Origin of the sequence: Acidiphilium rubrum, assembly GCF_900156265.1 — a bacterium.
In the GTDB taxonomy this organism is placed as follows: Bacteria; Pseudomonadota; Alphaproteobacteria; order Acetobacterales; family Acetobacteraceae; genus Acidiphilium; species Acidiphilium rubrum.
Genome location: NZ_FTNE01000042.1, coordinates 1 through 14830, shown reverse-complemented (window position 1 = coordinate 14830; position 14830 = coordinate 1). Strand labels below are relative to the sequence as shown.

Genomic DNA, 14830 nt, shown 5'->3' with positions numbered 1-14830 from the left:
GTTGACCCAAGCCGACGTCCAAGCCCGCCGTCGTGGTCGTGTGCCGCGCAGGGTCGGTCACAACCTCCTGCTGCGTCTGAGCACACGCAAGCCGGACGTGCTGCGCTTCCTGTCCAACCCGGCCGTGCCGTTCACCAACAATCTTGCCGAGCGCGATGGCCGGATGATGAAGCTGCGCCAAAAAATCTCCGGCGGCTTCCGCGCTGTAACCGGCGCCGAGGACTTCGCCGTTATCCGCTCGTTCTTCTCGACCGCCAAAAAACAGCAATGGGACGTGCTGAACGCAATCAATGCGCATCCAAACGTCCTAATCGCCCAACTCAAATTGGCCTGATCCCCGTCAAAAGACCTGGGCAGTTACCTTTTTTACAAAAAAGAAGCCTTCCTTCCCTTAACGCCTCAACCCGCCTGCATCCGCGCAAGCTGCTGCTTCATGGCACTCAGCAACGCCTGCACCTGACCACCATGATCATTGATCACGCTCGAATAATCCGATCGTTCGGTCACCCGCAGCGACGTGCCTTCAACCACCACGTCGACGATTTTCGGCTGCCCGCCAACGGTATCGACCACCCATTGCACATGCGCGGGCGCCTGGCCCTGGCGGCTGACCTCGGTGCTGACCATCTCGCCCTCCGGCCCGCTGGTCACGCGCCCGGTCGTGAAGGTAACACCCTTGTAGGCACGGATCTGGGTGGTGATGTTGTAGGCCAGCGTCTGGTGGAACAGCTGCATATATTCGCTCCGCTGCGCCGGCGTCGCCACCCGGTAATAGCGCCCGAGCACGAATTTGCCGATCTGATCGACCGCGACGATGTTATTCACCAGCGACCGCAGATCGGCCGATTTCTGGCTGGTCGAGCCGGGCCCGTTGATGATCGAGACCAGTTTCTGACCCGAATCGTTGATGAACGTCTTGGCAGTCGCAGCACTCGGCGCGGCGGCGAACGCGGTGCCGGCAACGATGGGCGACAGCGCCAGCGCCGGCATCACGGCAAAGGCGCCGAGCAGAACCCGGCGGGAATAGGCAGCCATGGGGCAGTCCTTTCTAGTTGGTGGAATCGTATTCGTCGTGCATCATCGCCTTGCGCTGCGCGGCCGAGTACCAGGCCGGCGGCGTGGCGACGTCGCGCTTGTTGATGTCCTTCAACTCTGCGGCACGATGTTGGCGATAAAGACTCCGGAATGTGGCATAGGGATCGAGCGAGGTCTTCTTGATGTTCGAAATCGTGCCATGCAGTTCGGCACGCGTATTCACCACGCTCAGCGCATCCGACCCGTAGTTGAAAATGGTCAAACCGGTCGAGGGCGGTGCCGGAAACGTCGGGTTCAGCACGATCGCGGCGGGAATTCCCGTCGCATCACGCAAGGTCGAAGGCCCCGCGAACGGCAGATACAAATACGGCCCCTGCGGCACGCCATAGCCCGCCAGCGTCAGACCCACATCGGTATAGACCGGATGATACCCCAGCGCGCTCGCCGGATCGAACAACCCGCCGATGCCGACCGTGGAATTGACCAGAAACCGCACCAGCGTCGTGCCGGCGTCGCGCGGCTTGCCCGCCGCCATGAATTCGAGCAGCTGCGCCGGCGCGTCCGTATTGCTCATGAACTCACCGACATGCCGGCGAATCCCCGGCGTCGTCACGTCGATATACCCGATCGCGACCGGCCGCAGCACGTAGGTGTCGAGCACATTGTCGAAATGATACGACGCCTTGTTGAACGGCTTGAGCGGGTCGTTCTGCTCCTGGTAAGCCTGATACGCGGCCTTGTTCGTCTGCGGCGGCGCCGTTGCGCACCCGGCCAGCAGACACCCGACCGCCAACAGCGGCACAACCGATTTGATCACGATGCCCATGGGCCTCCTTCATCGACCCTGAAAATCAGGGCCGCCTTCACTTAAATACGGCTCACGCCAGCGCCAAGACTATTTACGAGTCATTTTGTTACCCGATATGTAGCGCAAGAGCGAACATGATCAACCGCTTGCCGCGGCCATCAGGCATGAACGTTCCCGCGCCGTGCCGGCAGCCTTGCCAGCAGCGCCGCTTGCTGCCACCACGCCGCGAAGGAGATTGCGATGAGCCACGAACCACCCCGCGCCGCCCTGCAACGCTGGCTGTCAGGCCCGCGCATCGCCCCGTTGCCCGGCAGCATCCAGGCGGTCCCGGAAATCTCCTTCGAGTTCTTCCCCCCGAAGACCGAGGCGCTGGAAGCCCAGCTCTGGGCCTGCATCCGCCGCCTCGAACCGCTCGCCCCGCAATTCGTCTCCGTCACCTACGGCGCCGGCGGCTCGACGCAGGAACGCACCCACGCCACCGTGCTCCGCCTGGTCCGCGAAACCAGCCTGATCCCCGCCGCCCACCTCACCTGCGTCGGCGCCACGCGCGGCGCGGTCGATGATGTCGCCCGCCGCTACTGGGATGCCGGGGTCTGCCACATCGTCGCCCTGCGCGGCGATGTTCCCGGCGGCGCGCCCTATCAGGCCCACCCCGACGGCTACGCCTTCGCCTCCGATCTGGTCGCCGGCCTCAAGCGCGTCGCCGATTTCGACATCTCGGTCGCCGCCTACCCCGAAACCCACCCCCAGGCCGCAAGCCCCGCGGCCGATCTCGACAATCTCAAGCGCAAGCTCGATGCCGGGGCCAACCGCGCGATCACCCAGGTGTTTTTCGACACATCCCACTACCTCGATTTTCTCGATCGCGCCCTCGCCGCCGGCATCACCGCCCCGATCATCCCGGGCATCATGCCGGTCTCCAACTTCGCCCAGGCCAAGCGCATCGGCGAAATGGGCGGCACCTCGGTCCCGGCCTGGATGGCCGAGATGTTCGACGGACTCGATGACGATGCCGAAACCCGCAAAATGGTCGCCGCCGCCGTCGCCGCCGAACAGGTCCGCATCCTGCAGGCCAACGGCATCGACGAATTCCATTTCTACACCCTGAATCGCGCCGACCTCACCTATGCGATCGCGCGTATCCTTGGGGTCAAGGGCAAGTGAAGACTTCTTTTTTTGAAAAAAAAGAAGCAAAAAAACTTCAATTCCCTGAGCCCATGCCCGCAAAACCGCCCGTGCCCCAGATGAATGACAGTTTTTTGCTTCTTTTTTCCAAAAAAGAAGCCCTCTCTTGACCTCCTACCTGACCCGCCTCAACCAGGCCCAGCGCGAAGCCGTCGAAGCAACCGACGGCCCCGTCCTCGTGCTAGCAGGCGCCGGCACCGGCAAAACCCGCGTCCTGACCACCAGATTCGCCCATATCCTGCTCAGCCGCCGCGCCTTCCCCAACCAGATCCTCGCGGTCACCTTCACCAACAAGGCCGCCCGCGAAATGCGCGAGCGCGTCTCCGCCCTGCTCGACCAACCGGCCGAAGGCCTCTGGCTCGGCACCTTCCACGCCCTCGCCGCCCGCATGCTGCGCCGCTACGCCGAGCGGGTCGAACGCACCTCGAGCTTCTCCATCCTCGATTCCGACGATCAGTTGCGCCTGCTCAAACAGGTGATGGAAGCCCGCCGGATGGACACCAAGCGCTTCACCCCGCAAGGGCTGATGGGCACCATCCAGCGCTGGAAAGACCGCGCCCTCCTGCCCGACGCCGTGCCGCGCGACCAGGATATCGACTGGGGTGCCGAATCCGCGCGCGACCTCTACGCCGCCTACCAGGACCGCCTGCGCGCCCTCAACGCGTGCGATTTCGGCGACCTGCTCCTCCTGGCCTACGACCTCCTCCGCCGCGACCCCGAGGTCCTGGCCGACTATCACCGCCGCTTCCGCTACATCCTGGTCGATGAATATCAGGACACCAACCTGGTCCAATACTATTGGCTGCGCCTGCTCGCCCAGAGCCACAAGAACATCTGCTGCGTGGGTGACGACGACCAGAGCATCTACTCCTGGCGTGGTGCCGAAATCGAAAACATCCTCCGCTTCGAGGCCGATTTCCCCGGCGCCAAAATCGTCCGCCTCGAAGCCAACTACCGCTCCACCGCCCCCATCCTCGCCGCCGCTTCGGGCCTGATCGCCCATAACGAAGGCCGCCTCGGCAAAACCCTGCACGCCGGCCGCACCGATGCCGATGGCGAAAACGTCGAGATCCTGGCCTTCTGGGATTCCGATGAGGAATCCCGCGCCGTCGCCACCCGCGTCGAAACCCTCCGCCGCGACGGCCATAAACTCGCCGAATGCGCCGTGCTGGTCCGCGCCGGCTTTCAGACCCGCGCCTTCGAGGAACGCTTCATCGCGATCGGCCTGCCCTACCGCATCATCGGCGGCCTGCGCTTCTACGAACGCGCTGAAATCCGCGACGCCATCGCCTATCTCCGCGTCATCGCCCAACCCGCCGACGACCTCGCCTTCGAACGCATCGTCAACACCCCCAAGCGCGGCCTGGGCGACACCGCTTTGCGCACCATCCACGAACGCGCCCGCGCCGATCAAACCCCCCTCGCCGAAGCCGCCGCCCGCATCGCGGCCGATGCCAGCCTGCGCGGCAAGGCCCGCGACGGTCTGCGCGACCTGATGACCAAACTCGCCAATTGGCGCGCCGCCCTCAAGCGCGACGGCCACGTCACCACCCTCGCCACCTTGCTCGATGAAAGCGGCTACATCGCCATGTGGCAGGAGCAAAAAACCCCCGATGCCGCCGGCCGGATCGAAAACCTCAAGGAACTCGTCCGCGCCCTGACCGATTTCGACACGCTCGAAGGCTTCCTCGAACACGTTTCCCTCGTTATGGACAACGATAACGAGGCGGATGACGACAAAGTGTTCCTGATGACCCTGCACGCGGCCAAAGGCCTGGAGTTCGACACGGTGTTCCTGCCCGGCTGGGAGGAAGGCGTGTTCCCCAACCAGCGCTCGCTCGATGAAGGCGGCGCCAAATCGCTCGAGGAAGAACGCCGCCTCGCCTATGTCGGCATCACCCGCGCCAAGCAGCGCGCCATCATCTCGCACTGCGCCAACCGCCGCATCTACGCCAACTGGCAATCCAGCGTCCCCTCCCGCTTCATCGAGGAACTGCCGGCCGATTTCATCACCATGGGCGGCTCCGCCAGCCTCGCGCGCGAACAACGCCTGGCCGCCCCGCCGGTGTTCGCCACCGCAACCCCCCTGCTGGCCCGGCGTGACGACGCCTGGAACACCCAGGCCCGCCCACCCCGCACCGATAAACTCACCGAAGGCACCCGCGTGTTCCACCAGAAATTCGGCTACGGCATCATCATCGACACCGATGACGACCGCCTCGACATCAAATTCGAAACCGCCGGCGAAAAACGCGTGCTCGACCGCTTCGTGGAGCGCGCCTGATGCCCCAGGTCGAACAGCTCGAACGCATCATCCTCACCGTCCCCGCCGTCGCGCTCGAAGCCTTCGAGGCGGCACTCGGCTGCTGCTGCCGCACCGTCGGCTTCTTCCTCGATGAAAAGACCAACACCTGGGTGGTCGAAGGCCTCCGCGAAATCGACGGGTCGGACGGCGATCTGGTCACCGCCCTCATCCTCGCCGAAGCCGCCAGCGGCATCAGCCCGGCGATCGAACGCATCCGCGTCCCCGCCGGCGGCTGGCTCGCCCGCAGCTACCAGGGCTTCCCCGAACAGAAAATCGGCCAGCGCTTCGCCATCCGCGGCACCCACATCAAAACCGGCAAACCCGCCGGCCGCCACGTCATCACGGTCGACGCCGGCCTCGCCTTCGGCACCGGCGAACACGGCTCGACCCGCGGCTGCCTCCTCGCGCTCGAACGCACCGCCAAACGCCGCCAACCGCTGCGCATCCTCGATCTCGGCACCGGCTCCGGCATTCTCGGCATCGCCGCCGCCAAAACCTGGGGCCGCCGCGTCCTCGCCACCGATATCGATACCCGCGCCGTCCGCGTCGCCGCCACCAACGCCGCGATCAACGGCGCCGCCCCTCTGTTCCGCGCCCGCCAGGCCGATGGCTGGCTCAGCCCGACCCTGCGCCGCCACGCGCCCTACGACCTCGTGTTCGCCAACATCCTGGCCCGCCCGCTCGCCGCCATGGCCCACCAACTCGCCGCAAAACTCGCCCCCGGCGGCACCGCCATCCTCGCCGGCCTGCTCGACCGCCAGGCAAACTGGGTCCTCTCCGCCCACCGCCGCCACGGCCTCGTGCTGAAACAACGCATCAACGACGGCGAATGGACCACCCTGATCCTCGAAAAACCGATCCGGGCTGGTGTGCGTGGGTTTTGAAGGAAGCAAGATCAGGGGGCTTTGCCCCCCGAACCCCCCACTAAGGGCGGAGCCCGTAGAACCCGCTCGTTTTAGGCAAGGGAAGGGCGATCAAAGCCTCAGACACGACAAAGGGAGAGCACCGCCCTCCCCTTGCCTCAGAAGCCGCCGCTCAAACGCGCGACGGAAACTTGCCGCGCACCACATTGCGGATATCCGAGCGTGCGATGCCGAGATCGGCCAACTCACGATCGTTCAGTTCCGACAATTCGCGATAAGCCTGCCGCGTCGCGCGCTGCTGCGTGAACACGGCGCGCACGCGCTCGAACATCGCAACCGTGCGGTTGAAATTGTCGCGCAGCGCGGCATCGATCGCGGCGTTCTGCGAAGCGATCGCGTCAGCGACCGGGGAGCCGAGTTTGGTGGTCTTGGTTGAAGTGGTCATGATCTTCTCTTTCAGTTCAATAACAAAGGGCGGGGAAGGCGATCCGTGCATCATTGCCAATCGTCATCGTCGTCTTGCAGTGCAACATAAGCGTGGTCGCCCGGTTTGTGGAGCGAGGCTTTTCTCTGTCAGCTATGCAAAAACATGATAGGAAATTGATTAAGATATGATGAAAGAGCGTATCTCATCCTTGCGGGCAGCATTGCAGTCACAGGGACTCGACGGGTTCATCCAGCCCCGCAACGACGAATTCCTCGGCGAATATGTCCCCGACAGCGCCGCCCGCCTCGCCTGGCTCACCGGCTTCACCGGCAGCGCCGGCCTCGCCATCGTCCTGCCCGACCAGGCCGCCGTCTTCTCCGATGGCCGCTACACCCTGCAACTCGAATCCCAGACCGATGGCGCCATCTGGCAGCGCCTCCACATCACCGAAACCCCACCCGAAACCTGGCTGAAAACCCGAGGCCACCGAGGCCAAATCGGCTACGACCCCTGGCTGATGAGTGCCAACACAATCACCAAATTCACCGATGCCGGCCTCACCATGGTCCCCATCGCCAACCCGATCGACAAGTTCTGGAACGATCGCCCCGCCCCGCCATCCGCCCAGGCCACCCCGCACCCCATCGAATGCGCCGGCGAATCCGCCACCGCCAAACGCCAGCGCATCGCCACCACCATCGGCGATGACGGCGCCGACGCCGTCCTCCTCACCGACCCCCACGCCATCGCCTGGCTGCTCAACCTGCGCGGCGCCGACCTGCCGCACACCCCGATCGCCCTCTGCTTCGCCCTCCTCCGGCGCGATGCCTCCGCCATCCTGTTCATCGACCCCGCCAAAATCCCGCCCGAAACCCGCGCCCAACTCGGCCAATCGGTCAGCATCGTCCCGCGCGAAGCCATGGCCGAAACCCTCGCCACCCTGCGCGGCAAACGCATCCGCCTCGACCCCGCAACCGCCCCCATCCGCCTGACCCAAATGCTCGGCGACGCCGGCGCCATCACCGTCTCCGGCGATGACCCCTGCGTCCTGCCCCGCGCCCTGAAAAACCCGGTCGAACAATCAGGCGCCCGCGCCGCCCACATCCGCGACGGCGCCGCCATGTGCCGCTTCCTCGCCTGGTTCGACCTTACCGCCCCCACCGGCAGCCTCACCGAACTCGCCGCCGCCGCCGCCCTCCGCGCCTACCGCGCCGCCGCCCCCGCTTTCCGCGCCGAAAGCTTCAACCCCATCTCCGGCGCCGGTGAACACGGCGCCATCATCCACTACAGCGCCGATGAAGCCAGCAACCGCGCCATCCACCCCAACGAAGTCTATCTGATCGACAGCGGCGCCCAATACCCCGACGGCACCACCGACATCACCCGCACCCTCTGGACCGGCCCAGCCACCCCACCCGACCTGATCACCGACCGCTTCACCCGCGTCCTCGCCGGCCACATCGCCCTCGCCAGCGCCATCTTCCCCGCCGATACCACCGGCCCGCAACTCGATGCCCTGGCCCGCGCTCCCCTCTGGCAAGCCGGGCTCGACTTCGACCACGGCACCGGCCACGGCGTCGGCTCCTACCTCTCCGTCCACGAAGGCCCGGTCAGCTTCCACAAACGCGCCAAACCAATCCCCCTCGCCCCAGGCATGATCCTGTCGGATGAACCCGGCTACTACGAACCCGGCGCCTTCGGCATCCGCCTCGAAAACCTCCTCCTGGTCACCGAAGCCCCCCTCACCACCAAAAAACCCTTCCTCGCCTTCGAAACCCTGACCCTCGCCCCCTTCGACCGCCGCCTGATCAACCCCACCCTCCTCACCCCACAAGCCATCACCTGGCTCAACACCTACCACGCCCGAATCCTGCAAGAGATCAGCCCCCTGGTCGACGAGCAAACCCAAACCTGGCTCAAAACCGCCTGCGCTGCGATATAAGGGGCAAGCGAGCACGTCTTTTTTGGAAAAAAGAAGCAAAAAACTTCTATGAGTCGGGGCCACACCCACGGCCCCGACCCCAAACGCCCACCAACCTTCAAGCCGCCAGCAGTTCTTTCAATTTGCCATCGATGAAGTCGACATCCACCGGATTGGTCCCCGGCCCGCCCGCGAAATGCCCCCAGATCGATGGCACCGGAATCAGCGTCGCGTCAGGCATATGCGCAACCTCGAACGCGCTGTCCTCCGGCGGGAAATAAAGATCGGTCTGGCCCGGCATCACATACGCCTTCGCCTTGATCGCACCGAGCGCCTTGGCAAAATCGCCGTCATACAGCTCATTGTCGCTGATATCGCCGTTCTGCCAGGTCCAGAGCATGGTCAACAGATTGTTCGGGTCCTTCGGCAGAAAAAACCCTTCCCAGAACGCAACGAGGAAATCTTCGAGCGAGGAATACCCGAGCGTCTTGATATCGAGCTGCTCGCGATAAAACGCCTGCGAAAACCCCCACCCCGCATAAACCCGCGCCATCGCCCGCAGCCCGCGCGCCGGCTTGGTGGTATACCACCCATCGGCGAACACAGCATCCGCCGTCAGCGCCGCCTTCACCCCTTCCAGAAACACGATATTATGCCGCGAACACTTGGCCGACCCGCAGAACGGCGCAATCCGCTCCACCATGTCCGGATACAGCGCCCCCCAATGAAACGTCTGCAGCGCCCCCATCGACCAGCCCACCACCAGGCGAATCCGCTCGATCCCGAACAACTCGGTCACCAGCCGGTGCTGCGCCCGCACATTGTCGCACGCCGTCACCAGCGGAAACCGTCCCGCATTATACGGCTCCGGCGTATTGCTCGGCGAGGATGACAAGCCATTACCCAGCATGTTCGGAATGATGATGAACAAATGCGCCGGATCGAGCGCCCGCCCCGGCCCGATCAACCATTCATTGTCGTAATGCTGCCCCGAATACCATGTCGGATAGACAACGACATTATCCTTCGCCGCATTGAGCGTGCCGAACGTCTTGTAAGCAAGCTTGCAGCCGCGGATCGTCGCACCGCGTTGCAAACCAAAATCGCCAAGGTCGAAAATTTCATAGTCTGCCGGCATTGTCTGTCCTTTTCCGTTCGCAGGCCAAGGTAAATGCGCGCCGCTGTGCCTGCACCGGCGGCCGCATGAAACTCAACTCAGGCGATGCGCCGCGCCCGTTCGACAGTCAGCGCGCCGATCGCATAATACGCCACCCCGCCCGTGATCATCGAAGCAATCGCGGTCGAATACCCCGGCGCATCGAACTGCACGAGCAACCCCACCGCCGAGCCGATCACCCAGGCGATGAACGGGCTGGCGCGCACATTGGAATCGATCGTCGCATCCCGCCGCAGAATATATTGATCAACCAGAACAATCGCGCCGATCGGCGGCACCACCACCCCGAGCAGGCTGAGCCACTGGATAAAGAACGCCCAAACATTCCCCGCCGCAACCACAATGCCAATCGCACCCAGCACCACCGCCATCACGCGCATATGCGTCCCCAGAATCCGCGACCACCCGGTCGATGAATTATACAGACAATGCGAGCAGACCGAGCCAAGATTGCAGTACAGAAACACCGCCGCCAGCGCGCTCAGCCAGCCGAGCTGCAACCCATTCAAATACCCGAACAGATTATCGGTGCCGAACGGGTTGGCATCCGGCTTGGCCAGTGCCGCGGTCATCACACCCCCGATCAGCATGGCAACCAGATTGGCAATCGGAAACGCGCACGCCGTCGCAATGATCGAATCCCGCGTCGAGCGTGCCCAGCGATTGTAATCCGCCGTCACCGTCCCGGCATCGATGAACAGCGCAATCACCACGGTCAGCCCCGCCCCCATCGACATCGTCGCTTTGCCGTTATTGCCGGCATAGGCCAGAATTGCATGCCAACTGCTATGGCTCGCCGCATCGCCGGCAACGAACAGACCGAGCGCCAGAAACAGCGGAATCGAAACCAGCCCGATATAGTGCAGCCCCCGCACGCCCACGAACGTAATGGCGATATAGAAAACCCCGGCAATCACCGTCATCAACACATAATTCAGATGATACGCACTACTCACCAGCGCCCCGGTAATCCCGGTCTGCACCGCATACCACCCCAGCAGCAGCGTCGAGAGCAGGCCGGACGCAACCACATAGCCCTTGCGGCCGAACACGATGCTGGCAAGCTGCGCAAAACTCGTGCCGCTGCGCGTCCCCAGCACGCCCAGCGAGCCGACATAGACCAGCATGACCAGATTTCCGATCACCATCGCCGCCAGCGCGTCGCGAAACCCCATGCCGAGCACCAGGATCGAACCGGTCATGGCGCCGGTCATGATCATCGGAAACCCAGCCCACACCAGCGAGACCGAAAACAAGCTCCGCCGCGCCGCGGCCGGCACCGGGCGGTGCTCGTACTCATCACCCAACAAATGATCCACCTCGGCCTCGGCCTGCCCGAAACCCCCATGGTCGTGCGTCTTTTTCATCGCTTGCCCTGATTACCTTTCATGTCGATCATTCCGTGAACGTGCCGAACTTTGCTGGTTTCGTAGCCGTGCCGTGTGACATGCCGGATCAGAACGCAAAAAACCCCGCACCAACCAATCAAGGTCGAGACGGGGGCAATACTGCCTGGTATTTGATTATACCGCAGCGCTGTTGCTGCGTCCGGAAAATTTGTTACGAATTCATGTAGCCGAGACACCGCACGACGTCAACAATCCCCGCCCGCCGGCGCCTCAGTGTTAGGGCAGGCAAGCCCTTCTTTTTTGAAAAAAAGAAGCAAAAAACTTTCGTTAGTCTGAGTTTGTGCGATCGCCCCGCCAAAGCCTCAGCAGCTTCGAACGCATAACCCGCCGATCACCACCTTGAACATGTGATATCACAAGCTTACCACTGATGTCATTGCTTGCAATCACCGCGGGACAGGCGATCAATATGGCCGATGGTTCCATCGCGGCGATTGCCGCAGCACGAGACTTATCCGTGGCCTCGCGCGATGTCGCGCCGTTTCACGCTGCTGGAATCCCGGTCATCAACTCGCGGGCCACGGTGGTATAAGGCCCGGCCGCAATGCGCCTCAGAATGGTCGTTTAGCTGAAAGGCACCGTTGCTCCGAAGCGGCCGTTCGCTTGATCCGTTTCGTATGGTCGAAGCGGGTGGAAAGCGGTATCGCCGGTTTCCGACGATCGAACGGAGAACCGGACGGTCCGACGATCGGGCTTCCGATCCGACTTCTTCGGCCGCACACATGGCCATGGCTGAAACCCCAACCAACAAAAATGTTCCGCTTCGGTTTTACAAACAACAAATCCTTGCTGAACCAGCCCTGCCTGTCTTCACCCACCCAAATGCCCCGCAGCTGACCACCGTCCGGATCGCCCAGGCCGGCCAATGCCTCGCCCCACCCAAGGTGCCCCCTCGCCGCCGGCCTCCCGGGCCCGCCTCAGCCGGCCCGCTCTGCAGCTGTCTTGTGTCGGCCCGCCGGAACCAGCATCTGGGTCAGGCGGCCCAGCGCCGCGCACCAGCGCCGGTCGGCCCAGGCCAGCGGAATCGCACAGGCCAGGGAGGCCACCACGGTCACCAGCACCGCCAGCGCCACGCCTTCGGGCCGGCCGAACAGGCTGCGGCCTTGCAGAAAGCTCGCCGCGCCCAGCGACAGCAGGATCGGCTCATGCACCACATAGATCGGAAATGACAAAATCCCGATCCAGGCGCCCCATGGCCGCGACAGCGTCCGGTAGAGCGGCGCGTAGCCGAGAACCGCAACCATCACCGCCGCCGCGCCGCAATCCCACACATAATGGTTGGTATCGCCGGCGGGCAGAACCGCGCGCACCGGCGCGTAGATCAGAAAATGCTGCGACCCCCGGAACCCGAAACTGAACAGCGCAACCCCAATCAAAAGCCCGGCGCCGGCGCCGTTCAGCCGTGGCAGCCTGCCCGCCTTGAACGCCAGCGCCAGCGCCATGCCGCACAGAAAATCGGCCAGATAAGTGCAGGGAAAGGCGGTGCCTGCCAAAACGGCCGCGCCGGCCAGCAGCAGCAACTGTGGCGCCGGGCGGCGCAGCGCGAACATCAAGGGGGCGAGCAGGAATACCGCGATGCTGCAGAACAATTCGATCCGCATGGTCCACAGCGCCGAGTCGTAATGCACATGGCCCAGGGTGAACACCGAAATCGCGCCCTCCTCAAGCGCGCCGTACCAGGTTGGCGCCGGATGCGCCTTGAGCGGCGAATTGCCATGGGTGGCGAGCCATTGGGCGTGCGTGGCGTGGCCGGCAACCGCGTAGGTGTCCCCCGATATCCGAATCAGCACCCAGGCGAACAGGCAGGCGATGATCGTCATCCCGGCCAGCCGCGGCCATCGTTTGAAAATCGCGGTTGCGGCGCGGCGCAATCCGCCGCCTCTCGAAAACGGCAGGCACAGAACAAAGCCGGATAGCACGAAAAACATGCTGACCGCGGCGCCGCCGTTCACCAGGCCCGAGGCAAACTCGCGCAGAACCTGTCCCGGCGCGTCACCCCCCTCGATGATCCGTGGCGCGAAGCCCAGCAAGCCGTGATAGACGACAACAATGACCGCCGCGATCCCCCGGATCGCCTCGAGCGGCACCATCCGCCCACCTTGTTGTTCATCACGAAGACGCTGGGCGTCGGGATTACCGGTCGATCTCATCGCGTTCAGATAGGAACCCGGCGCGGCGTCTGTTTGTCCGGGTCATGATAATCTCGTTAGGTTCGGTTCAGAACGGGTCGGCCGCATCCCCCGGTTCGGGCCGCGGCGCCTGCGCTTCGATGAACACCCGCGTCACATCCGGGTGCGCCTGCTTGATCCGCCGTTCAATCCGGCTCACCGCCTCTTCGACGTCCGCCGAACCCAGCGCGTCCTTGAAATCGAGGCTGAGCGTCACGAGCACGTCGCGCGGCCCGAAATGCATGGTCAGCAATTCGGAAAGATGCTGCACGCCAGGGTCGGTCCGTGCAATCCGCTCGAGGTCTTCGCGCACCGCCCGGCTGACGCCCTCGCCGGTCAGCAGGCTCTGGCATTCATTGGCCAGGATCGCGGCGACGGTGGCGAGGATCAGGCCGATCACGACGGATGCGGCGCCATCCAGGATCGGCATATGCAGCCATCGCGACAAAAAAATGCCGCCGGCCGCGACCACAATGCCGAGCAGCGCCGCGCTGTCCTCCAGCAGCACACAGAATGTCGTGGGGTCCTTGCTCCGCCGCAGGGCCGCCCACAGGCTGCGTCCGGCCGCGGATTTGCGCAACGTCTTCAGGGCGATGAGCCACGAAATACCTTCGAAGACGAAGCTGACGCCGAGCACCAGATAGCTGACCTCTGCATCCGTCATCGGCTCCGGGGTGCGCATATGCTCGATCCCCTGCAGCAGCGAGACGCCGGCGCCGAACCCGAAGATCAGCACCGCGACAATGAAGCTCCAGAAATACAGTTGCAGGCCGTGGCCGAACGGATGTTCCTGGTCCGGTGGCCGTGCCGCCCGGTGCTGGCCCAGCAGGAGCAGCAATTCGTTGCCCGAATCGACCGTCGAATGAACGGCTTCGCTGAGCATCGCCGAACTGCCGGTCAGGATTGCGGCGAGCCACTTGCTTGCCGCAATCGCCAGATTTCCCGCAAGGGCCGCATAGACGACGATGCCTGATTGTTCTGTCATTCCGTGCTCACATGATGTCCCCCGAAATGAGGCCCCGCACCCCGATCCGCAACGGCCCGTACCGATTCCAACGCCCGTGCCCCAGATTAAAAAAAGTTTTTTGCTTCTTTTTTTCAAAAAAGAAGCCCTTTCTTCCTTCTGCCTGACTTTTTCCCTTTCTCACCCCCACCCCCCTTGGTTTATCTAGCGGCATGATCTCGAACGCGCCCTTCATGCCCGCCGACCCGTCCGAGCGCTTCGCGATGATCTTCCGCGCCCTGCAACGCTCTGTGGCCGACAACGGCTACCGCCTCAAAATCCACGGCCCGCTCCTCGTCCTGATCTGGAACTACCTCAGCCGACAGATCGCCCGCTTCGCCAAAATCGCCGCCAAACCCCCGCAAACCCCGCGCACGCGCAAACCCGCCGAGCGCAAACCCACCACCAAACCCGCCCTAACCCTCCCGCGCGGCTTCGCCTGGCTCATCCGCCTGCTGCCCAACGGCCCAGCCGCCCCCATCGTCGCCGGTGCCAACGCCCGCCTCGAACTCCAGCACTTCATGGAAGA

14 protein-coding genes and 1 pseudogene are annotated in these 14830 nt (G+C 63.8%); 7 read left to right on the top strand and 8 right to left on the bottom strand.

What is annotated here, in order from left to right; translation table 11 throughout:
- The coding region (locus tag BW994_RS17535; protein ID WP_175612139.1) for an IS66 family transposase at positions 1–334 on the top strand (334 nt) is incomplete at its 5' end.
- 65 nt (positions 335–399) lie between these two features.
- Here the strand turns inward: BW994_RS17535 and BW994_RS17530 are convergent.
- Both BW994_RS17530 and BW994_RS17525 read right to left on the bottom strand, forming a co-directional pair.
- On the bottom strand, positions 400–1035 hold the full coding sequence (locus BW994_RS17530; protein ID WP_029313823.1) for an MlaC/ttg2D family ABC transporter substrate-binding protein: 636 nt from the start codon (positions 1033–1035) through the stop codon (positions 400–402).
- 13 nt (positions 1036–1048) lie between these two features.
- Positions 1049–1861 carry an MlaA family lipoprotein gene (locus BW994_RS17525; RefSeq protein WP_029313825.1) on the bottom strand — a complete coding sequence of 271 codons (813 nt, stop codon included), beginning with the start codon at positions 1859–1861 and terminating at the stop codon, positions 1049–1051.
- 222 nt (positions 1862–2083) lie between these two features.
- On the opposite strand from BW994_RS17525, the gene metF reads away from it, so the two are divergent.
- From metF to BW994_RS17510, 3 genes are all read left to right on the top strand, one after another.
- The gene (gene metF / locus BW994_RS17520; protein ID WP_029313826.1) at positions 2084–3007 is read left to right on the top strand and encodes a methylenetetrahydrofolate reductase [NAD(P)H]; all 924 of its coding nucleotides are present in this window, start codon (positions 2084–2086) and stop codon (positions 3005–3007) included.
- Between the two features lie 127 nt (positions 3008–3134).
- Positions 3135–5312, top strand: coding sequence for an ATP-dependent helicase (locus tag BW994_RS17515; RefSeq protein ID WP_076454778.1), 2178 nt, complete (start codon positions 3135–3137; stop codon positions 5310–5312).
- On the top strand, positions 5312–6217 hold the full coding sequence (locus tag BW994_RS17510) for a 50S ribosomal protein L11 methyltransferase (RefSeq protein ID WP_029313830.1): 906 nt from the start codon (positions 5312–5314) through the stop codon (positions 6215–6217). The genes BW994_RS17515 and BW994_RS17510 overlap by 1 nt, the downstream gene beginning before the upstream one ends.
- Before the next feature lie 151 nt (positions 6218–6368).
- Here the strand turns inward: BW994_RS17510 and BW994_RS17505 are convergent, their stop codons facing one another.
- Positions 6369–6641, bottom strand: a complete 273-nt coding sequence (locus BW994_RS17505; protein ID WP_029313832.1) for a DUF1127 domain-containing protein — start codon at positions 6639–6641, stop codon at positions 6369–6371.
- Between the two features lie 166 nt (positions 6642–6807).
- On the opposite strand from BW994_RS17505, the gene BW994_RS17500 reads away from it, so the two are divergent.
- Positions 6808–8565: an aminopeptidase P family protein gene (locus tag BW994_RS17500; protein WP_029313834.1), complete on the top strand. Its 1758-nt coding sequence runs from the start codon at positions 6808–6810 to the stop codon at positions 8563–8565.
- A gap of 97 nt (positions 8566–8662) precedes the next feature.
- On the opposite strand, the gene BW994_RS17495 is transcribed toward BW994_RS17500, so the two are convergent.
- Together BW994_RS17495 and BW994_RS17490 are read right to left on the bottom strand one after the other, a co-directional pair.
- Positions 8663–9682 (bottom strand): alpha/beta fold hydrolase, encoded by a 1020-nt coding sequence (locus BW994_RS17495; protein WP_029313836.1) that lies wholly within the window; start codon positions 9680–9682, stop codon positions 8663–8665.
- A 77-nt stretch (positions 9683–9759) separates the two neighbouring features.
- Positions 9760–11088, bottom strand: a complete 1329-nt coding sequence (locus tag BW994_RS17490; RefSeq protein WP_076454776.1) for a purine-cytosine permease family protein — start codon at positions 11086–11088, stop codon at positions 9760–9762.
- Positions 11089–11500: 412 nt separating this feature from the next.
- Here BW994_RS17490 and BW994_RS20040 point away from each other — a divergent pair, with 412 nt between their 5' ends.
- Positions 11501–11662 (top strand): PIN domain-containing protein, encoded by a 162-nt coding sequence (locus BW994_RS20040; protein ID WP_139334196.1) that lies wholly within the window; start codon positions 11501–11503, stop codon positions 11660–11662.
- Between the two features lie 385 nt (positions 11663–12047).
- Here BW994_RS20040 and BW994_RS17485 read toward each other — a convergent pair whose 3' ends face one another.
- From BW994_RS17485 to BW994_RS17475, 3 genes are all read right to left on the bottom strand, one after another.
- Positions 12048–13280: an acyltransferase family protein gene (locus tag BW994_RS17485; protein ID WP_081849216.1), complete on the bottom strand. Its 1233-nt coding sequence runs from the start codon at positions 13278–13280 to the stop codon at positions 12048–12050.
- A gap of 67 nt (positions 13281–13347) precedes the next feature.
- Positions 13348–14283 carry a cation diffusion facilitator family transporter gene (locus tag BW994_RS17480; RefSeq protein ID WP_029313843.1) on the bottom strand — a complete coding sequence of 312 codons (936 nt, stop codon included), beginning with the start codon at positions 14281–14283 and terminating at the stop codon, positions 13348–13350.
- 7 nt (positions 14284–14290) lie between these two features.
- Entirely contained in the window at positions 14291–14497 is a 207-nt protein-coding gene (locus BW994_RS17475) for a hypothetical protein (RefSeq protein ID WP_029313845.1), read from the bottom strand.
- Between BW994_RS17475 and BW994_RS17470 the strand changes: the two are divergent.
- A pseudogene (locus BW994_RS17470) lies at positions 14496–14830 on the top strand (hypothetical protein); the annotation flags it as partial. The gene BW994_RS17475 and the pseudogene BW994_RS17470 overlap by 2 nt on opposite strands.